The sequence below is a fragment of the Mycobacterium sp. NPDC049093 genome (assembly GCF_040704635.1).
Lineage (GTDB): Bacteria > Actinomycetota > Actinomycetes > Mycobacteriales > Mycobacteriaceae > Mycobacterium.
This window is the reverse complement of the sequence record NZ_JBEZJS010000003.1, coordinates 862,990-882,912: the sequence shown is the minus strand read 5'-3', so window position 1 is coordinate 882,912 and position 19,923 is coordinate 862,990. Positions and strand designations below refer to the sequence as shown.

The window sequence follows — 19,923 nt, the reverse complement described above, 5'->3', positions numbered from 1 at the left end:
CCGAGATCAGTGCAGAACCCGTGGCCCACCGTTGCAATCTGGGACGCCGCCGTAGGGAATACCGCCCTGGACCGTTCCGTCAACCATCACGCTGCACGACACTCCGTCCATCCAGTAGCCCGGGCCGAAAGGACTCGGACTGTGACCCCAACGTTGCGCGTAGAACGCGCCGTTTGAGAACGGTTCGCCGAGGCAGTATCTGCCGCCGCCAGAGAGTTTCTCGCGGTAGTCGCCGCCCGGGCACCACCCTGCGTTGCCGTCAGGGATGTGCGGGTCAGGGTCGGCCCACGCAGGCGGCGAGAGAGTCAGTGCCGTCGTCACGGTCGCGACGCCGATGATCAACTTCGTGACGTTCATGGTGATACCTACGTTCACTGAACGACTCACCGCGGTAGGTTGCCGAGTTGTAGCCGTACCAGTAGAGAGTAGCTCCCGAGGTTTGCTGACGGGTGCCTCGGCGAGAAATTACGTCATTCGCATGACAGGCGCGGTGGCAACGAAAACCGCCGTGACACATGGTGTTTGAAAAACGAAGAAGTTGAGCGACGATCCCGGTGCCCTTTCGGCTGACGTATCCGATGCCTACCACGAGCTCATCTCGACAACATTGCCGGTGGATCAGATCTGACCTGGCGTCGTTCTGCATCTCTCAGTCCTGTGGATGAAAGCCACGCTGGGGATAACTCGGCCGAATTGAGCCGATGCTGTCGGACCGTGTCCGCACGGTGTGGGCATGAGTTCTCTGACACGGGCCGAGATCGGCGCACTGGGTGAACAGCTGGCCGTCGAGTATCTGACGGCACAGGGCATGCGCACCCTGACGCGCAACTGGCGATGCCGCTACGGCGAGCTGGATGTGATCGCCGTGGACGTCGCCACCAACACGGCGGTCTTCGTCGAGGTGAAGACCCGCACCGGCGACGGCTTCGGCGGGCTGGCCGAGGCGGTCACGGCACAGAAGGTGCGCCGGATCCGCCGACTGGCGGCGCTGTGGCTGGCCGAGCAGGAGGTTCGCTTCGCCGCACTGCGCATCGACGTGATCGGCGTGCGCCTCGGCCGCCGCCGAGAACCTGAGCTGACGCACCTCAAGGGGGTGGGCTGAAATGGGTTTGGGCAGAGCATATTCGGTGGCCGTGCGTGCGGTCGACGGCGTCATCGTGGAGATCGAGGCAGACATCACCTCGGGGCTGCCGGGCGTGCATCTGGTGGGCTTGCCCGACACCGCCCTGCAGGAGTCGCGGGATCGGGTGCGCGCGGCGATCACCAACTGCGGCAACGAATGGCCGATGTCGCGTCTGACGTTGGCGTTGTCCCCGGCGACGTTGCGCAAGGTCGGTTCGGTCTATGACGTGGCGCTGGCGGCTGCGGTGCTCTCGGCGCACACCAAGACGGCGTGGGCCCGGCTGGAGAAGTCGGTGCTGCTCGGTGAACTCGCCCTTGACGGCCGCATCCGTCCGGTCCATGGCGTCCTGCCGGCGGTGTTGGCGGCCAAGCAGGAGGGCTGGCCCTTGGTGGTGGTGCCCGTCGACAACCTGGCGGAGGCGAGTCTGGTCGACGGGATCGAGGTGTGCGGTGTGCGCACGTTGCGCCAGCTGCAGGCCTGGCTGAACGGCAAAGCGGATCTGGTGGCGCGGGTGGCTGCGCCGGGGTGCGCTCCCGGGCCCACATCCGATCTTGCCGATGTGGTCGGTCAGACCCAGGCGCGCTACGCCCTGGAGGTTGCGGCCGCGGGTGCGCATCATCTGATGCTCACCGGCCCACCCGGTATCGGCAAAACGATGTTGGCGCAGCGTCTTCCGGGCTTGTTGCCGCCGTTGTCTCCGGGGGAATCGCTGGAAGTGACCGCGATCCACTCCGTGGCCGGGTTGCTGGCAGGCGACACACCGCTGATCACCCGACCGCCGTTCGTGGCTCCCCACCACACCTCGACCGTGGCGGCTCTCGTCGGAGGCGGAAGCGGATTCGCTCGCCCCGGCGCGGTCAGCCGGGCACACCGCGGTGTGTTGTTTCTCGACGAGTTCCCCGAGATGGGCTCAAGTGCCCTCGAAGCCCTGCGAACCCCACTGGAAGACGGTGAGATCCGGCTCGCCCGCCGGGACGGGGTGGCGTGTTATCCGGCCCGCTTCCAACTGGTTCTGGCGGCCAACCCGTGCCCGTGCGCACCGCCCAAATCGCAGGACTGTGTCTGTTCGGCCCAGGCCAGGCTGCGGTATCGCGGCAAGCTGTCCGGGCCACTGGTAGACCGCGTCGACTTGCAGGTGGAGCTGCATCCCGTCAGCGTCGGGGCGTTCACTCCGCAGGCCGGCGAGTCGAGTGACGTGGTGCGAGCCCGTGTTGCGGCCGCCCGCCTTGCCGCCCAGGAACGGTGGAAACCGTACGGGATCGGCACCAATGCCGAGGTCGGCGGTTCGCTGCTGCGGCGCGAATTCCGATTGCCCAGAGCCGCCATGGAGCCGTTGCGGTCCGCACTCGACCTCGGGGTGATCAGCATGCGCGGAGCCGACAGGAGTTTGAGGGTCGCCTGGACGTTGGCCGATCTCGCCGGCCGGACGATGCCGGCCCGTGAGGACGTGGCCACGGCGTTGGGCTTCCGTCGGGCCGGGGGCGTGTCATGACCGACGAAGTCCGGCGTGCCTGGGCCTATCTGTCACGGGTCGCCGAGCCGCCGTGCGCGGAACTGGCGGCTTTCGTCGCGCAGGTGGGCCCGGTCGAGGCGGCTGATCGGGTCAAATCCGGTGACGTCGCGCCGGAGTTGTTGAGCCGGGTCGAGGCCCGTCGGGAATTCGATTGTGCAGTCAGAGACCTCGAGGCCCTCGACCGCATGGGTGGGCGGTTGATCACCCCCCGGTGACGACGAGTGGCCGCTGCTGCGATTCCAAGCATTGGGCGTGAAAAAGGATCCCAAGCGTTCCAATGCGTATCCGCCGTTGGTGTTGTGGGCGTGCGGGCCGGTGCGGCTCGATGAGGTGACTGAGCGCGCCGCGGCGATCGTCGGTACCCGCGCGGCCACGGCGTACGGCGAGCACGTGACCGCTGACTTGGCTGCCGGGTTGGTTGAGCGCGAGGTGACGGTGGTGTCCGGCGGTGCCTATGGCATCGACGGAGCAGCGCACCGCGCCGCCCTGGCCTGTGAGGGCATGACCGTCGCGATCGTGGCCGGCGGTATCGACAATCCGTACCCGGCCGGGCACAGCGCACTGTTCCACCGGATCCGTCAGGAATGCCTGTTGGTCAGCGAGTATCCGCCGGGGGTTGCGCCGGGCAGGCTGCGATTCCTCACCCGGAACCGATTGGTGGCGGCCCTCTCGGGTGCGACGGTGGTCGTCGAGGCCGGGTTGCGCAGCGGTGCGGCCAATACTGCCGGGTGGGCCAAGTTGCTGGGCCGGTCGGTGTGCGCGGTGCCAGGGCCGGTGACCTCGGCGGCATCGGCGGGCTGCCATGCGCTGCTCCGAGGCGGTGCCACCCTGGTCGGCCGCGCCGAGGAGATCGTCGAACTCGTCGGCCGCATAGGCGAACTCGCGTCGGAGGAACCGCATCCGGTGGCGCCGCTCGACAAGCTCTCGCCGGTTGAGAAACAGGTCTACGACGCGCTGCCGTCGCGCGGCGCCCACACCGTGGACGAGATCGCGATGCTCGCCGCCCTTCCACCGCATCAGATATTGGGGCCGTTGACGACGCTGGAGCTCGCGGGGATGGTCGTCAGCGAGGACGGGTGCTGGCGGTTGCGCCGGCGCCGGTAGACCCCATGCACGTGGACTGTCTCCGTATAGTCGATGAGGTCGGCTAATAAAGAGATCGGCCGAGCGAGTTTTGGAGGCGGTATGGCAGGACGTCCCGTGCACACGTTTGAAGTGGTGCGCCGCGAGCAACTGACCGACCACATGGTCAGGCTGGTACTGGGCGGCAATGGCGCCAACGGCTTCGACACGTTCTCGCCCAACGAGTTCAGCGATGCCTACGTCAAGATCGCCATCGTTCCCGAAAGTGTCGATGTAGCGGAGCTGCCGAAACCCTTGACGCTGGACAGCTTTCAGGAATTGCCCGCCGAACAGCGACCGACGGTGCGCACCTACACCGTGCGCAACATCGACACCGAGCGTGGTGAGATCACCATCGACTTCGTCGTGCACGGTGAGCAGGGCGTAGCCGCACCGTGGGCCGCGGCGGTCCAACCCGGTCAGCCCGCGTACCTGATGGGGCCCAGCGGAGCCTATGCCCCGGACCCAGCCGCTGATTGGCATCTGCTGGCCGGTGACGAAGCCGCGCTTCCCGCCATCAGCACAGCACTGGAAGCCTTGCCCGACAACGCAATCGGCAAGGTCTTCATCGAGGTCGCCGGCCCAGGAGACGAAATCGATCTCACCGCTCCCGGCGGCGTCGAGGTCACCTGGATCCATCGGGGTGGGCGCGCCGACCTGGTCGGCGACGACCACGCGGGGGACAACGCACCGCTGGTTGCCGCGGTCAAAGAGGCGGCCTGGCTGCCGGGGCAGGTTCAGGTGTTCATCCATGGCGAGGCCCAGGCCGTCATGCACAACCTGCGCCCCTACATCCGCAAGGAGCGCGGCGTCCCGGCGAAGTGGGCCGCCTCGATCTCGGGGTACTGGCGTCGCGGACGCACCGAGGAGACGTTCCGGCAGTGGAAGGCTGAGCTGGCAAAAGCGGAGGCCGCCACCGCGGGCTGACGCCAGATGGCAAGGTAGCCGTCATGGCATTCGGCGATTACCAACTCGAGATCTACCTGCAGGGGCTGTCCGGCGTACTGCCGACCATGCCGATGGACTACGCGGGCCTTGAGGCCAAGGCCCAGGCGGCCATGCCGGCCTCGATCTGGTCCTACGTGGCCGGTGGTGCCGGTGACGAGCGCACCCAGCAGGTCAACCGCACCGCCTTCGATCGCTGGGGGCTGATGCCGCGCATGTTGAACGCCCACCGAGAACGTGACCTGTCGGTGGACCTGTTCGGGCTGAAACTGCCGTCCCCGTTGTTCATGGCACCGATCGGGGTGCTGGGCATCTGCGGGCAGGACGGGCACGGTGACCTGGCCGGCGCGCGTGCCGCCGCGCGGACCGGGGTGCCGATGGTGGTGTCCACCCTCACCGAGGACCCGATCGAAGACGTCGCCGCCGAATTCGGCGACACCCCAGGCTTTTTCCAGCTGTACACACCGACCGACAAGGACCTGGCCGCCAGTCTGGTGCAGCGCGCCGAGAAGGCCGGGTACAAGGGCATCGTCGTCACGCTTGACACCTGGGTGCCGGGCTGGCGCCCGCGCGACCTGTCCACCTCGAACTTCCCGCAGTTACGCGGCAAGTGCCTGGCCAACTACACCAGTGACCCGGTGTTCCGCGCCGGCCTGCAGCAGCCGCCCGAGGAGAACCCCCAAGCGACGGTACTTCGCTGGGTGAGCCTGTTCGGCAATCCGCTGACCTGGGACGACCTGCCGTGGCTGCGGTCGCTGACCACGCTGCCGCTGATCCTGAAGGGCATCTGTCACCCCGACGACGTCCGGCGGGCCAAGGACGGCGGTGTCGACGGTATCTACTGCTCGAATCATGGTGGGCGCCAAGCCAATGGTGGCCTGCCGGCGATCGACTGCCTGCCCGGTGTGGTCGAGGCCGCTGACGGCCTGCCGGTGCTGTTCGACTCGGGAATCCGCAACGGCGCCGACATCGTCAAGGCTCTCGCGCTGGGTGCCACCGCGGTCGGTGTGGGCCGTCCGTACGCCTACGGGCTGGCCTTGGGCGGGGCCGACGGCATCGTGCACGTGCTGCGGTCGCTGCTCGCCGAGGCCGACCTGATCATGGGGGTCGACGGTTATCCGACGCTGGGCGATCTCACGCCGGACGCCCTGCGCCGGGTGGACTGACCCGCTCGCAGCAACCAACTGAACGCCGCGACACGCGCAGGCGGTTGGCTGCGACGGTTGGAACGGTCTGACACGGTGGTGGGGTGAGCACCGGGACCGACGCGATACTGGACGAGTTCGACCAGTATCTCGAGCTGGAACGTGGCCGGTCTGCGCACACCCGACGCGCGTACCGGGGTGACCTGACTGCGCTGTTCGATTTCACCGGCGGCGGAGTGGAGACTCTCACCCTGCCGAGGTTGCGGTCCTGGTTGGCCGCCCAGGCTGCAGCCGGAACTGCGCGGACCACGTTGGCGCGCCGAACCTCCTCGGTCAAGACCTTCTCGACCTGGGCGACACGGCGGGGACTATTGCCGAACGACCCCGCCGCGCGGTTGCAGGTGCCCAAGGCCCACCGCACCCTGCCTGCGGTGCTGCGCCGCGACCAGGCAGTGGACGCCATGGAAGCGATGAATTCAGCTGTGCAGGAAGGTGACCCGCTGGCATTGCGGGACAGGTTGATCGTCGAGCTGCTGTACGCCACCGGTATTCGGGTCAGCGAACTGTGCGGTCTGGACATCGATGACATCGACACCCCGCGCCGGGTGCTGCGGGTCTTGGGTAAGGGCAACAAGCAGCGCACGGTCCCGTTCGGTGAACCGGCCCTGGTCGCGTTGACCGCCTGGCTCACCGACGGGCGGCCTGCGCTGGCCACTGCCGATTCCGGCCCCGCGCTCCTGCTTGGGGCCCGCGGCAAGCGCCTCGACCCCCGTCAGGCCCGAACCGTGGTGCACCAGACCGTCTCTGCCGTCGACGGCGCCCCCGACATCGGCCCCCACGGACTACGCCACAGCGCGGCCACCCACCTGCTGGAAGGCGGTGCCGACCTGCGCGTCGTACAGGAGTTGCTGGGTCACAGCTCGCTGGCCACCACCCAGCTCTACACCCACGTCACAGTGGAACGGTTGCGCGCGGTGCACGACCAGGCGCACCCACGAGCCTGAAGAGGAGATCGTGCCGGAGTTGACTGTCGATCCGACCCGAACCACCGTCGATCTGCCCTGCGGGCCGGTGTCCTATCTCAGCTGGGCCACCGACCACGCGGCGCCGACTGTCGTGTTGCTGCACGGCGGAGGCGTGGACAGCGCGTCGTTGTCCTGGGGCGGTATCGGCCCGCGGTTGGCGCAGGCGGGCTACCGCGTGATTGCGCCGGACCATCCCGGCTATGGCTGCAGTCCGCCGGCGCGGTTGCCCGTGACACAGGACCGGTTGGTCGGCTATGTGGGGGAGTTCGTCGACGGACTCGACCTGCAGCGCTATGCGATCGGCGGGCTGTCACTCGGTGGGGGCATGACCATCGGCCATGTCCTGGACCGGCCGCAACGGGTGACGGGTGCGATGCTGCTGGGCAGTTACGGCCTGATGCCACGCCTCTCGGACGGGCCGATGTCGGGGGTGCGGCAACTGGTCACCTGGGTGACGTTGCGTACCGGTCTGCTCGGCGCGGTGACCCGGTGGGTGGGCACCAACCGCCGAGCGATGGCGCGCAGCATGCAGGCCTTGATCACCGACCCCGTGCAGGTCACCGACGCGTTGATGGACGAGGTCATGGCCGCCGCGGGCCAACCGGAGGGATTCTCGGCGTTCGAGCAGTGGCAGCGCGATCAGGTCCGGTGGAACCGGCTGCGCACGGACTACAGCGGACGGTTGTCGTCGTTTCGCCGGCCGGCGCTGATCGTCCACGGTGACCGTGATCCGGGCGTGCCGGTTGCGCGGGCCCGGGCGGCCGCGCAGCTGATCCCTGACGCGGAGCTCAAAATCATTGCAGGAGCCGGACATTGGGTGCAGCGCGACCGTCCGGACGCGGTGCTCGAGGCGATGGCCGGGTTTCTCGGCGGCCTCGTCGGCCGTTAGCGCAGCAGCTTGATGACTTCGGCCAGGTGCGGAAGTGCCGACTCGCGGTCCGTCCAGGCGTCGAACGCCGTCCAGTAGCTGATCCCGAACCGGCGCTGCCGCTCGGCCAGAGACTCGGCCATCTGCTCGTAGCTGCCGAACAACGCAAACGGCGATTCCAGCAGCAACTCCGCCGAGGTGCCCAATGGCCCGGCCACCTCGGCTGCCGCGGCCGCGGGGTCGTCGGTGTGGACCACGAACTGCAGCAACCCGTTGAGCTCGATGGCTTCGAACCGGTCGCCGGCGGCAGCGCGCACAACCGCGATCCGGTCCAGCAGGCCCTTCGCGTCGAAGTGGGTCAGCCGGACCTCCGTGGCGTCGTGGTTGTGACTGAAACCCGCCAGCCCGGCGATATCGGCGGCCCGGCCGGCGAGTTGCAACACGCGCGTGCCGTTGCCGCCGATGAGCAGCGGCACGTCGACACCCGCCGGGGCGACAAGTGCGCCGGCGTCCGCCCGTACGCAGTAATGCGCGCCGTCCACGTCAACCGGTTCACCGGCCAGGAGCGGGCGGATCACATTGACCGATTCGATCAGTCGGTCCACCCTGGTGGCGCCGGCGTCGAATTTCAGTCCGGCCGCGTCATATTCGGCCTTCATGTGGCCGGCGCCCAGCCCCAGCTCGAATCGTCCACCCGACAGGGCTGCCACGCTTACGGTTTCCCGTGCGGTATCGACCGGATGACGCAGATCGTTGTTGAGTACCAGTGTTCCGGTGCGCAGATTCGACGTGACCGCGCAGGCAGTGGCGGCTCCGGCGAACGGCGACACGGTCGGTGCCAGATGGTCGGGGATGGTCATGACGTCGAACCCGGATTGTTCGACGGTGCGCGCGAACTCGGCGAAATCGGCACCGCGGGGGAGTGCGGTGTGCAGACCGAAGCGCATCGGCCGGGTGCGGTGGAAATGCGACGCGACGGTCATATTCCGACCCTAGGCCGAACTCACTGACGTGTGCGCATGCGCGAAATTTCTAGTCGGTGATCGTCGTGCTGTCCGCGGCTTCGCGCTTGAAGTACAGGTACGAAGTAACCAAACCGAACACGGACAGGACGCCCCCGAACAACAGGAGCCCACCGAAAGTGGCCAGAGTGGAGCCTTCATCCCGGTTTCGAGATCGCTGCTGGTCGTAGTCATAGAGAAATGACGAGCTTCGAACGATGTTGCGGCACTGATCCCCAGGGCGCATTACCCAGTCGCCGCAGGTGACATCGGTGCGGAAGGCCAGCTCCAGCCCGGGAATCGCCAGTGCCAGGCCGACAGCGAATAGCGCCACGGTGAATATCGACATAAGGATCCATCGCGCCCTACTCATGTGTGCCCTTCGCGTCGGTGACCAGGAATGAGGCTAGCGGCCACGTCAGGGCATCATCCGCACCAAATTGCAGACACCGACGCCGCGGGATCGTTGGCCACAACCAGGGATTCAGCCCGCTTACCCACCCACCGGCTTGAGCCGGATCGGGGTCTCGGCGAGCAGCCCGAGAGGGTTGACGTAGTCGGCGTTCGAGGCCGGGCCCCACATCGCTCCCCAGTGCAGGCAAGCCGCCACCGGACAACCGGGGTGGCCCGCCAGCAGCGTGCCGAGCAGTTGTCCGGCCCCAACGCTCTGCCCGGGCCGCACCGCGGCCTGCACCGGCTCGTAGCTGGTGCGCAGTCCACCCGGATGCGCGAGCGAGACCACGGGCCGCCCGGCCAGCACACCGGCGAACACCACAGTTCCCGGAGCTGCGGCATAGATCGGCTGCTCCGGTGGGGCAGCGAGGTCGACGCCGCGGTGGCCGCGGTTCCAATTGGGGGAGGGGGCATCGAAACCCCTGGTCACGGCCGGTCGCGGGGACACCGGCCACTGCAGTCGGGAGCCCTCGGCGTGGGCCGCTGTCGGCCAGATCCACGTCATACTCAGCAGCAGCGCTGTGGCGGCAAACCTCACCACTCCAGTTCAGCGTCAAACCGGGCGGTCCGGAAGCCCCGAAGTCGGGGGCTGTGGATGGACGGGCATGGGTTTGCCGCGTGGTAAAAGCACCCCTGCCCAGCGTGTAAACTTCTACCCGCAGCTCGCTTGCGGGCTGACTTCGCGTGTCTGCGCATATCGATCGCCTCGATGGGGTCGTACACGGATGCCGACGGTCCTGACCTGGGATTTCCCGGATCGGGTTCGGCGTCCGGCAGGCACCAGGGCCTGGCATCACCCGACGCCGGGCGTCAACCGACACATAAAGGAATGAGCTCATGGCTGTTGTGACCATGAAGCAGCTGCTGGACAGCGGCGCTCACTTCGGGCATCAGACCCGACGCTGGAACCCCAAGATGAAGCGGTTCATCTTCACCGACCGCAATGGCATCTACATCATCGATCTGCAGCAGACGCTGACCTACATCGACAAGGCCTACGAGTTCGTCAAGGAGACGGTGGCCCACGGCGGCTCCATCCTGTTCGTCGGCACCAAGAAGCAGGCGCAGGAGTCCATCGCCGAAGAGGCCACCCGCGTCGGCATGCCCTACGTGAACCAGCGCTGGCTGGGCGGCATGCTCACCAACTTCTCCACGGTGCACAAGCGCCTGCAGCGCCTCAAGGAACTCGAGGCCATGGAGCAGACCGGTGGCTTCGAGGGTCGCACCAAGAAGGAAATCCTCATGCTCACGCGTGAGAAGAACAAGCTTGAGCGCAGCCTCGGCGGTATCCGGGACATGCAGAAGGTGCCCTCGGCGATCTGGGTCGTCGACACCAACAAGGAGCACCTGGCGGTCAACGAGGCCATCAAGCTCGGCATCCCGGTCATCGCGATCCTGGACACCAACTGCGACCCCGATCAGGTCAACTACCCGATCCCGGGCAACGACGACGCCATCCGTTCGGCCGCCCTGCTGACCAAGGTCGTCGCCTCCGCGGTTGCCGAGGGCCTGCAGGCCCGCGCCGGCCAGGGTGCCGGTGAGAAGCAGGACACCGAGGGTGCCGCTGAGCCGCTCGCCGAGTGGGAGCAGGAGCTGCTCGCCGGTGCGACCGCTGGTACCGCCGAAGGCGAAGCCGCTGCTGCACCCGAAACATCCACTGACGCTTCGTAATTCCAGGAGAAGTCTTAAATGGCTAACTACACCGCCGCCGACGTCAAGCGCCTTCGGGAGCTGACCGGCTCCGGCATGATGGACTGCAAGAACGCGCTGGCCGAATCGGACGGCGATTTCGACAAGGCCGTCGAGTTGCTCCGTATCAAGGGCGCCAAGGACGTCGGCAAGCGCGCTGAGCGCGCCACCGCCGAGGGTCTGGTCGCGGCCAAGGACGGTGCGCTGATCGAGCTGAACTCCGAGACCGACTTCGTCGCCAAGAACGCCGAATTCCAGGAGCTCGCAAACCAGGTCGTGGCGGCCGCCGCCGCCGCGAAGGCCGCCGACGTGGACGCCCTCAAGGCCGCCAAGGTTGGCGACACCACGGTCGAACAGGCCATCGCCGACCTGTCCGCCAAGATCGGCGAGAAGCTCGAACTGCGTCGGGTCGCCTACTTCGACGGCACGGTCGAGACCTACCTGCACAAGCGTGCCGCGGACCTGCCGCCGGCCGTCGGTGTCCTGGTCGAGTACACCGCCGGCGACGCGGAGAAGGGCAAGGAGGCCGCCCACGCGGTCGCCCTGCAGATCGCCGCACTCAAGGCCAAGTACCTCACCCGTGAGGACGTCCCCGCCGACATCGTCGCCAACGAGCGGCGCATCGCCGAGGAGACCGCGAAGGAAGAGGGCAAGCCCGAGCAGGCGCTGCCCAAGATCATCGAAGGTCGCGTCACGGGCTACTACAAGGACGTCGTGCTGCTGGACCAGCCGTCGGTGTCCGACAACAAGAAGACCGTCAAGGCGCTGCTCGACGAGGCCGGTGTCACCGTGACCCGCTTCGTGCGGTTCGAGGTCGGTCAGGCCTAACACCCAGAAGACTCGGGCGGCACATCACACCCGATTGACGGCTCGGCCGTCGCCGCCCGCCGCAAAACCCCGCGCTCATTCCGGCGATCCCGGAAAGCGCGGGGTTTTGTTCATTCGTAACCCGGTCGGTGCCGGGTAGTTGCTCACGGCGGGGCAACGGGCTTTGCCGATGTGGGAGTGTGGCAGGTACGAATGGGTTGGGGAGTGGTGTTGGAGGTGACATGCGCGTAGGTGTGGTATTTCCGCAGACGGAACTCGGCGGAGATCCGGGAGCGGTGCGCGCATACGGCCAGCGTGTCGAAGAGCTGGGCTTCACCCACATCCTGGCCTACGACCATGTGGTCGGCGCCGATCCGGCTGTTCACCGGGACTGGTCGGGGCCCTATGACCTCTACACCACCTTTCACGAGCCGATGGTGATGTTCGGCTATCTGGCCGCGGTCACCTCGTTGGAATTGGTCACCGGGGTGATCATCCTGCCGCAGCGCCAGGCCGTTCTGGTGGCCAAGCAGGCCGCCGAGGTCGACCTGCTCAGCGGTGGGCGGATGCGCCTGGGCGTCGGGCTGGGCTGGAATGCGGTCGAGTACGAGGCGCTGGGCGAGGATTTCGGAAACCGTGGCAAGCGGTCCGAGGAGCAGGTCGAGCTGATGCGTCGGCTGTGGACCGAATCGTCGGTGACCTTCGAAGGTCGCCACCACCGGGTGACCGGTGCGGGCCTGGCGCCGCTGCCGGTGCAGCGTCCGATCCCGGTGTGGTTCGGCGCTGCGTCCGCGCGGGCGCTGGAGCGGGCCGGGCGGCTCGGCGACGGCTGGTTTCCGATGGTCGCGCCCGGACTGGAACTCGATGACGCTCGGGCCAGGGTCGAGCGTGCGGCCGTCTCCGCCGGGCGAGATCCCGCCGGGATCGGCATGGAGGGTCGGGTGACCTGGACCGGTGATCCGGACAAGGTGGTCGCCGACATCGCCGCGTGGGCCGACGCCGGGGCCACGCACGTCACGGTGAACACCATGGGAGCCGGTCTGCGGACCGTCGACGAGCATCTTGCTGTGCTGCAGAGCGTGGCCCGCACGCAGTGAGGGCGGTTGGGCGGCGAGAGGCCGCCGCCCGATCGGTACCAGTTGGTACCGTCTGGTCATGAGTCGAATCTTCGCCTTCGGCGACGACGCCCTCGGTGAACACGACGCCGTCGGCCTGGTGGAAGAACTGCAAGCCGGCCGGGTATCGGCGGCCGACCTGATCGAAGCCGCGGTGGCGCGCGTCGAGGCGGTCAATCCCACCCTCAACGGGCTGGCGTTCGAAGCCTTCGACCGGGCCCATGCCCGCGGTGCCGCGCCCAGTCAATACGGCGGGTACTTCGACGGTGTCCCGACCTTCGTCAAGGACAACTCCGCGGTCGAGGGCATGCCGACGATGAGCGGCACGGATGCCTGGGAACCTCGGCCCGAACCGGCCAACGGCGACTTCGCCCGCGCGTATCTCGCCACCGGTCTAGTGCCGCTGGGCAAGACCCGGCTCTCGGAGTTCGGTTTCAGCGCGTCGTGCGAGCATCCTCGGCTGGGCCCGGTGCGCAACCCGTGGAACCCCGTCTACACGGCCGGTGCGTCGTCGTCGGGTTCGGGTGCCTTCGTCGCGGCGGGCGTCGTACCCATCGCGCACGCCAATGACGGGGGCGGCTCGATCCGCATCCCCGCCGCCTGCAATGGTCTGGTCGGCCTCAAGCCGACCCGGGGCCGACTGCCGCAGGACAAGAACATGCGGATGATGCCGTTGCGGATCGTGGCCGACGGGGTGCTCACCCGGTCGGTGCGTGACACCGCAGCGCTGTACCGGGAGATGGAACGCGTCTACCGCAACCCCAAACTGCCGCCGATCGGCGATGTCAGCCGCCCGGGCAAACAGCGCCTGCGCATCGCGGTGTGCACGCAGTCCGTCGTGCACGATGCCGGCCCGGAGATGACCGAGCTGACCCACAAGACCGCTGCGCTGCTCGAGGAGCTCGGCCACCAGATCACCGTGATCGGCAATCCGGTCCAGCCCCGGTTCAAGGATGATTTCCTGCTGTACTGGTCGTTCCTGGCGTATGCGTTGGTACGCGGTGGGAAGCGTTCCTTCGGCCCGAGCTTCGACCGCGGCAAGCTGGACAATCTCACGTTGGGCCTGGAACGACACGCGTCGCGCAACCTGTATCGGGTCCCGGCGGCGATCGCCCACCTGGCCCGGTCGCGGCGGATCACCGAGCGGCTGTCCAACAGCTATGACGCGGTGCTCATGCCCACCCTGGCCGAGCCCACCCTGGAGATCGGCCGGCTCGATCCGACGGCGGACTACGAGCAGATCATCGACCGGCTGCTGGGTTGGGTGGCGTTCACACCGCTGCAGAACGCCACCGGGGATCCGGCCATCTCGTTGCCGCTGGCCCAGACGAAAACCGGCCTTCCGGTGGGAATGATGCTGTCGGCGACCCGTGGCCGCGAAGCGCTGCTGCTGGAGTTGGCCTACGAGCTGGAGGAGGCGAGGCCCTGGCCACGTATTCAGGATCCGGTTCCCGCAGCTCCGCGGAAGCGGGCGCGAAAAGCGGTGAAATAGACCGTTTTTACCCAACCTGAGCCAGATTCCAGGCGCGCTCCCGCCTGCGCGCCGGGGTTTTGCTCAGGTGCTGCGCTCATGGGTGGCGATGTGCTCTTATGATGACCGTCAGGTGTCAGAGTATGCGGGGGTGTGAATGACGTCGGGGCCAGACGAGCAGTGGAACCAGGTCAGCGAGGGATCAATTCGTTGGCAGGACCCGGCTACCGCCACGCCGCGGCCTCCTACCGTGGCCGAAGCGCGCCAACGGGACAGGATGCAGAAGGAGCGCGAGGCCGCCGAGGAGTGGGCCAGGCAGCAGGAGGCGACACGCGAACAGCGTGCTGCCACCGGCAAGAAGATCCTGATGGGCTCGGTGGCAGTGGTCGGTGTGGTCGGAGTCATCGCGCTGGGCTACCACCTGCTGCACAAAGAGGAAATCGCGGCGTCGTGCGTCAAGGACGGCACCAACGAGGTGGTGCCCGATTCGTATTGCTCCAGCGGCCACAGCGGCTCCGGGGGCACCTTCATCTACCTCGGCTCGCCGTACCGGTACTACTACGGCGGCAACAACAGCGGCGTCGGCACCATCGCCCGGGGCGGGACCATCGAACAGCCCAAGGGCACTACGGCCAAGACCAAGTCGGGGACGTCGATCTCACGCGGCGGTTTCGGCTCGTCGTCGAGCTACGGCAAGAGTTCGGGGAGCTGAATGCACCGCCAACGCAGTTCCCCGCGACCAGGCTGGGAACAGATCGTCGCCGACCAAGGCATGTGTTATGGCACTCCGGCGCGCGACGCGACCGGTGCCGACCGCCCGTACTGGGACGAGTCGGTGCACTACGTCTTCGACATGGACGAGGTGCTGTCGATCGAAGCCTCCGTCGAGGTGCTGCACTCGATGTGTCTGGAGGCCGTCGAGCACGTCGTGCTGACCGGGCGCTACCGCGACTTCGGGCTTCCCGAATGGAGCTGGGAGCACATCGAGAAGTCGTGGCGGCGCAGCGACCCGCATCTGTACGGCAGGTTCGACCTTCGCTACGACGGTCGTCGGCCGCCGGTTCTGCTGGAATACAACGCCGATACGCCCACCACACTGCTGGAGGCGGCGATCCTGCAGTGGCACTGGAAGACCGACGTCTACCCGGCCGACGATCAGTGGAACTCGTTGCACGAGAAGCTGGTTGCCCGCTGGGCTGAGGTCCGTGACCGCCTCCCGGGCGCCGAGACCTACTTCACCTGGTCGGGTGCCGAGCACACCGGTGAGGATCACGTCACTGTGGCCTACCTCCAGGAGTGCGCAGCAGAAGCCGGCCTGCACACCGTGGGCCTGGCCATCGAGGACATCGGGTTCGACCGCGACCTCGACCGGTTCGTCGACCTGGAGGAAGCTCCCATGTCGTCGATCTTCAAGCTCTACCCGTGGGAGTGGATGCTCGACGACGATTTCGGCCGCCGGGCCGTCGAATCGCTGCCGGCCACCATGTGGGTGGAGCCGCTGTGGAAGACGCTGCTGAGCAACAAGGCGATCCTGGCCGTCCTGTGGGAGATGTATCCCGGGCATCCGAATCTGTTGCCCGCCTACGTCGATGACCCGCACGAGCTCACTGACTACGTGCGCAAACCGAAGCTGGGCCGTGAGGGCGCCAACATCACCATCGTCGGCGCAGGCTTCGAGACCGAGACCGGCGGTGTCTACGGCGAAGAGGGCTACGTGTACCAGTTGCTCGATCCGCTACCGCAATTCGACGACATGCGCCCCGCGTTGGGGGCGTGGATCGTCGGCGACGAATCCGCCGGACTCGGGATCCGCGAGACCTCGGGTCTCGTCACCGACAACGGCGCTGCCTTTGTGCCACACCGCATCCCGCAGTGACCCGGAAGGAATACCTATGACAACCACCCTGGTTGCGCTCGACTCCGATTACTGGTCGGTTCTCGGCCACGGCGTCTCGGCGATCGTGTTGTACACGATTGTCGGTGTGGCACTGATGGTCCTGGGTTTCTACGTGATCGACTGGACCACACCCGGGCCATTGCGGACCTTGGTCCGAGCTGGCCGTCCGAATGCTGCCGCTGTGACGGCCTCCGGCGTGGTGTCGATGGCATTCATCATCGTTCTGGCCATCTACTCGTCGTCGGGCGACCTCGTCCAGGGCCTCATCATGACGCTGGTGTTCGGGCTCTTGGGCATTGCGGCCCAGGCGTTTTCCGTCCGGCTCATCGGTGCGATCAAAGGCATCGACATCGGCATGGTGCTGGCCTCCGAGCGGTTCACGCCCCAGGTGCTGGTCGTGACGGCTTCCTACCTGGCGTTCGGGCTGATCGTCGCGGCGGCGATCCTGTAGCTCGCGCTACAGGGTCCGGCACACTTCGGCGGCCGCACGGGTCAGCGCGGCCGGGCCGTCACGCAACGCCTGCTCCAACGGGGTGCCCGGCGCGGTGATCTCCACCAGTTTCTCGACGCCGTTGACCAGCAGGACGTCGGCGTCGGGGGAGACCCGACCGGCGAAGATCACCACCTGGGTGCCGGTGTGCGCGGCCACCCGGGCGACTCCGAACGGAGTCTTGCCCAACATGGTCTGGGCGTCCACGCTGCCCTCCCCGGTGAACACCCAGTCCGCTCCGATCAGTGCCTGCGCCAGCCCCACGGTCTCGGCGATCACCTCGACACCCGGGTCGCATTCGGCGGCAAGGAATTCCATCAGCCCGAAGCCCAGGCCCCCGGCAGCGCCGGCGCCCGGGCGATCAGGCCGGGCGTGTCCGAGCGCGGTCTGGGTCACTTCGACCAGGCGGGCCAGGGCCGCTTCGAGGGTCGCGACGTCCGAGGGGGTGGCTCCCTTCTGCGGTCCGAAAACCGCACTGGCACCGCCGGTGCCGAGCAGCGGTGCCGTGACGTCGGACGCGATCCGGACGTGCACTTCGGCGAGCCGGGGATCCAGGCCGCCGACGTCAATGTGGTGCAGCCGGGTCAGTGCTGCGCCGCCGGGTGGCAGGGCGGCTCCGTCGCTGTCGGTGAAGGCGGCGCCGAGCGCGGTGAGCATGCCGGCCCCGCCGTCATTGGTCGCCGAGCCGCCGATGCCGATCAGCAGCTCGGTCGCGCCGTGCTCCAGGGCTGAGGTGATGAGCTGTCCGACTCCGAAGGTGCTGGCGCGCAGGATATCTCGATCCTCCGGTGCCACCAGCTCGAGGCCGGAGGCGGCGGCCATTTCGATCACGGCCAGGTGACGCTCGGCAACGTAGCCGTAGGTGGCCGCGACCGGGCGGCCGAGCGGGTCCTGCACCGTCTCGATGATGCGGTCACCGCCGAGCGCGTCGACGACGGCGTCGACGGTGCCTTCACCGCCATCGGCCATCGGCACCCCGATGCATTCGGCATCGGGCAGTGCCGACCGGACGCCCTCGCGCAGCGCTGCGACCGCTTGCGACGCGGTCATCGACTCCTTGAACGAGTCCGGGGCCAGCACGATCTTCATCGGCTGGCGACATTACCGACTGTGACGCCACACGGCGCGCCGGACGGCATGCCGGTTCAGGGAACGGCGTGGGCCAACAGTCGCTTGAGTTCGCGTCGCTGCTCGGCGTCGAGGCGATCGAGCACCTCCTCCTCGGCGGCGTACACGGCGGCTTCGGCGCGTTCGAGCAATTGGGCACCCTCGCTGGTCAGCTCGGCGGGCAGTGCGCGTCCGGAGTCGACGGTGGCCGGCCTGCGAACCGCCCCTCGGTCTTGGAGTCCGCGCAGCACGTTGTTCATCGCCTGTGGTGACACGTTCGTGTGGCGCGCGAGCTCGGCGTTGGACTGGCCCGGGGCCATGGACAGGATGCGCAGGCAGACGAACTCGGGCAGTTTGAGGCCCAGTGGTTGCAGTTGCGCGGAGACCCGTGGCTGCAGCACCGCGACCACGCGATACATCAAGTAGCCGAGTGGCTGCTCCTCCAGGGCGGCTCCCTTATCGGAGTTCATATCAAGCATATTGACACATATCAACTAGGTTGATATACCGGACGTATGACCACGCCAAGCGAAATGTCAGATGCAATGTTCGAATCCGCTTACCGCGGTGAGGCTCCGGAGTTCGCTGGGGTACGCCCGCCGTGGAGCATCGGCGAACCGCAGCCCGAGATCGCGGCCCTGATCGCCGAGGGCAAGTTCCACGGTGAGGTGCTCGACGCCGGCTGCGGTGAGGCGGCCACCGCGCTCGACCTGGCCGAGCGCGGATTCACCACGGTCGGGCTGGATCAGTCGGCCACCGCCATCGAGTTGGCCAGGGCCGAGGCCGCCAAGCGCGGGCTCGCCAACGCGAGCTTCGAAGTGGCCGATATCAGTGCCTTCACCGGCTACGACGGCCGTTTCGGCACGATCGTCGACAGCACGCTGTTCCACTCCATGCCCGTGGAACTGCGGGACGGCTACCAGCAGTCGATCGTGCGGGCCGCCGCTCCCGGCGCCTCCTACTTCGTGCTGGTGTTCGACAAGGGGACGATGGGCGATTCCGGACCGGCCAATCCGGTCAGCGAGGACGAATTGCGTGAGGTCGTCGGCAAGTACTGGGTGATCGACGACGTGCGACCGGCTCGCATCCACGCGCACGTGCCGGCGGAATTCGCCAACTTCGCCGATTTCGCCCGAATGGACCTCCGTGACGAGGGCAAGGACCGTAAGTCGATGGCCGCCTGGCTGCTTCAGGCGCACCTGGGGTAGGCGCCGGTTGACCTGCGCCCGCCGGCGACACTCGGTCCGCGAAGGCTCCCCCCACTAGGTGCGCCGCCCGCCATAGGGCAGGATGGAGAGGCCGTCCAGGGGTAACCCGGGTGGCTCTCTACATGCGAGGAGTGCCGAGGAGACCGATGGCGGATCCGAATGTCGCCGGCGAGGGCGCAGCACCCATTCGTCCCTTCTACAAAAGGGTTCTGCTGAAACTCGGCGGAGAGATGTTCGGCGGCGGCCAGGTCGGCCTCGACCCCGACGTCGTGCACCAGGTGGCCCGCCAGATCGCCGCAGTGGTGCGCAGCGGAGTCCAGGTCGCGGTCGTGATCGGTGGCGGCAACTTCTTCCGCGGCGCCCAATTGCAGCAGCGCGGGATGGAACGCACCCGCAGCGACTACATGGGCATGCTCGGCACGGTGATGAACAGCCTTGCGCTGCAGGACTTCCTGGAGAAAGAGGGCATCGACACCCGCGTGCAGACCGCCATCACGATGGGGCAGGTCGCCGAGCCGTACATCCCGTTGCGGGCCGTGCGACACCTGGAAAAGGGTCGCGTCGTCATCTTCGGAGCCGGCATGGGCCTTCCGTACTTCTCCACCGACACGACGGCCGCGCAGCGGGCTCTCGAGATCGGGGCCGACGTGGTGCTGATGGCCAAGGCTGTCGACGGCGTCTACACCGCCGACCCACGCGAAGACCTGAACGCCGAGTTGCTCACCGAAGTCAGCCATCGTGATGTCATCGACCGTGGCCTGCGGGTCGCCGATGCCACTGCCTTCAGTTTGTGCATGGACAACCGCATGCCGATGCTGGTGTTCAACCTGCTCACCGAAGGCAATATCGCCCGTGCCGTGGCGGGTGAGAAGATCGGAACACTGGTCACCACCACCACCTGACCTGCCGCGCACGCGAGGAGCAAGATCGATGGAGAACCCGAA

At 67.3% G+C, this 19,923-nt stretch carries 21 protein-coding genes and 1 pseudogene; 16 read left to right on the top strand and 6 right to left on the bottom strand.

All coding sequences use genetic code 11. The features are described from left to right. Positions 1 to 6 precede the first annotated feature (6 nt). Entirely contained in the window at positions 7 to 357 is a 351-nt protein-coding gene (locus AB0876_RS14765; RefSeq protein ID WP_491838666.1) for a hypothetical protein, read from the bottom strand. 376 nt (positions 358 to 733) lie between these two features. Here AB0876_RS14765 and AB0876_RS14760 point away from each other — a divergent pair, with 376 nt between their 5' ends. From AB0876_RS14760 to AB0876_RS14730, 7 genes and pseudogenes are all read left to right on the top strand, one after another. Further along, positions 734 to 1,102 carry a YraN family protein gene (locus AB0876_RS14760; protein ID WP_003881061.1) on the top strand — a complete coding sequence of 123 codons (369 nt, stop codon included), beginning with the start codon at positions 734 to 736 and terminating at the stop codon, positions 1,100 to 1,102. 1 nt (position 1,103) lies between these two features. Then, positions 1,104 to 2,615, top strand: a complete 1,512-nt coding sequence (locus AB0876_RS14755) for a YifB family Mg chelatase-like AAA ATPase (RefSeq protein ID WP_491838667.1) — start codon at positions 1,104 to 1,106, stop codon at positions 2,613 to 2,615. Beyond that, a pseudogene (gene dprA, locus AB0876_RS14750) lies at positions 2,612 to 3,740 on the top strand (DNA-processing protein DprA). Before AB0876_RS14755 ends, dprA begins: the two are co-directional and overlap by 4 nt. 81 nt (positions 3,741 to 3,821) lie before the next feature. Then, complete coding sequence (locus AB0876_RS14745; RefSeq protein WP_526042276.1) at positions 3,822 to 4,685, top strand: siderophore-interacting protein; 864 nt, start codon at positions 3,822 to 3,824, stop codon at positions 4,683 to 4,685. A 23-nt stretch (positions 4,686 to 4,708) separates the two neighbouring features. After that, positions 4,709 to 5,869 carry a lactate 2-monooxygenase gene (locus tag AB0876_RS14740; protein ID WP_526042275.1) on the top strand — a complete coding sequence of 387 codons (1,161 nt, stop codon included), beginning with the start codon at positions 4,709 to 4,711 and terminating at the stop codon, positions 5,867 to 5,869. A gap of 83 nt (positions 5,870 to 5,952) precedes the next feature. Next, positions 5,953 to 6,852 carry a tyrosine recombinase XerC gene (locus tag AB0876_RS14735; protein WP_491838671.1) on the top strand — a complete coding sequence of 300 codons (900 nt, stop codon included), beginning with the start codon at positions 5,953 to 5,955 and terminating at the stop codon, positions 6,850 to 6,852. Between the two features lie 10 nt (positions 6,853 to 6,862). Beyond that, entirely contained in the window at positions 6,863 to 7,762 is a 900-nt protein-coding gene (locus AB0876_RS14730) for an alpha/beta fold hydrolase (RefSeq protein ID WP_526042274.1), read from the top strand. On the opposite strand, the gene AB0876_RS14725 is transcribed toward AB0876_RS14730, so the two are convergent. From AB0876_RS14725 to AB0876_RS14715, 3 genes are all read right to left on the bottom strand, one after another. Next, positions 7,759 to 8,724 (bottom strand): TIGR03621 family F420-dependent LLM class oxidoreductase, encoded by a 966-nt coding sequence (locus tag AB0876_RS14725; protein WP_491838673.1) that lies wholly within the window; start codon positions 8,722 to 8,724, stop codon positions 7,759 to 7,761. The two genes, AB0876_RS14730 and AB0876_RS14725, sit on opposite strands and share 4 nt — an antisense overlap. A gap of 49 nt (positions 8,725 to 8,773) precedes the next feature. After that, entirely contained in the window at positions 8,774 to 9,115 is a 342-nt protein-coding gene (locus AB0876_RS14720) for a hypothetical protein (RefSeq protein ID WP_491838674.1), read from the bottom strand. Between the two features lie 120 nt (positions 9,116 to 9,235). After that, a complete protein-coding gene (locus AB0876_RS14715) occupies positions 9,236 to 9,700 on the bottom strand; it encodes a M23 family metallopeptidase (protein WP_491839326.1) in 465 nt (154 codons plus the stop codon). Positions 9,701 to 10,032: 332 nt separating this feature from the next. Here AB0876_RS14715 and rpsB point away from each other — a divergent pair, with 332 nt between their 5' ends. The 7 genes from rpsB (at position 10,033) to AB0876_RS14680 (ending at position 16,625) form a co-directional block, all read left to right on the top strand. Continuing rightward, a complete protein-coding gene (gene rpsB, locus AB0876_RS14710) occupies positions 10,033 to 10,866 on the top strand; it encodes a 30S ribosomal protein S2 (RefSeq protein WP_055112923.1) in 834 nt (277 codons plus the stop codon). An 18-nt stretch (positions 10,867 to 10,884) separates the two neighbouring features. Next, positions 10,885 to 11,712, top strand: a complete 828-nt coding sequence (gene tsf, locus AB0876_RS14705) for a translation elongation factor Ts (RefSeq protein WP_491838675.1) — start codon at positions 10,885 to 10,887, stop codon at positions 11,710 to 11,712. A 221-nt stretch (positions 11,713 to 11,933) separates the two neighbouring features. Next, on the top strand, positions 11,934 to 12,788 hold the full coding sequence (locus tag AB0876_RS14700) for an LLM class F420-dependent oxidoreductase (RefSeq protein WP_055112927.1): 855 nt from the start codon (positions 11,934 to 11,936) through the stop codon (positions 12,786 to 12,788). Between the two features lie 58 nt (positions 12,789 to 12,846). Beyond that, positions 12,847 to 14,298, top strand: a complete 1,452-nt coding sequence (locus AB0876_RS14695; RefSeq protein WP_491838676.1) for an amidase — start codon at positions 12,847 to 12,849, stop codon at positions 14,296 to 14,298. A 136-nt stretch (positions 14,299 to 14,434) separates the two neighbouring features. Next, complete coding sequence (locus tag AB0876_RS14690) at positions 14,435 to 14,989, top strand: hypothetical protein (protein WP_491838677.1); 555 nt, start codon at positions 14,435 to 14,437, stop codon at positions 14,987 to 14,989. Continuing rightward, positions 14,990 to 16,153, top strand: coding sequence for a glutathionylspermidine synthase family protein (locus tag AB0876_RS14685; RefSeq protein WP_064959905.1), 1,164 nt, complete (start codon positions 14,990 to 14,992; stop codon positions 16,151 to 16,153). A 16-nt stretch (positions 16,154 to 16,169) separates the two neighbouring features. Then, positions 16,170 to 16,625 (top strand): DUF350 domain-containing protein, encoded by a 456-nt coding sequence (locus AB0876_RS14680; protein ID WP_055112942.1) that lies wholly within the window; start codon positions 16,170 to 16,172, stop codon positions 16,623 to 16,625. A gap of 6 nt (positions 16,626 to 16,631) precedes the next feature. Here the strand turns inward: AB0876_RS14680 and AB0876_RS14675 are convergent, their stop codons facing one another. Both AB0876_RS14675 and AB0876_RS14670 read right to left on the bottom strand, forming a co-directional pair. Continuing rightward, positions 16,632 to 17,753, bottom strand: a complete 1,122-nt coding sequence (locus AB0876_RS14675; protein WP_526042273.1) for a glycerate kinase — start codon at positions 17,751 to 17,753, stop codon at positions 16,632 to 16,634. A gap of 56 nt (positions 17,754 to 17,809) precedes the next feature. After that, on the bottom strand, positions 17,810 to 18,241 hold the full coding sequence (locus AB0876_RS14670; RefSeq protein WP_526042272.1) for a MarR family winged helix-turn-helix transcriptional regulator: 432 nt from the start codon (positions 18,239 to 18,241) through the stop codon (positions 17,810 to 17,812). Positions 18,242 to 18,286: 45 nt separating this feature from the next. Between AB0876_RS14670 and AB0876_RS14665 the strand changes: the two genes are divergently transcribed. Together AB0876_RS14665 and pyrH are read left to right on the top strand one after the other, a co-directional pair. Beyond that, a complete protein-coding gene (locus AB0876_RS14665; RefSeq protein WP_491838680.1) occupies positions 18,287 to 18,979 on the top strand; it encodes a class I SAM-dependent methyltransferase in 693 nt (230 codons plus the stop codon). Positions 18,980 to 19,125: 146 nt separating this feature from the next. Then, on the top strand, positions 19,126 to 19,881 hold the full coding sequence (gene pyrH / locus AB0876_RS14660; RefSeq protein ID WP_055112949.1) for a UMP kinase: 756 nt from the start codon (positions 19,126 to 19,128) through the stop codon (positions 19,879 to 19,881). Positions 19,882 to 19,923 lie beyond the last annotated feature (42 nt).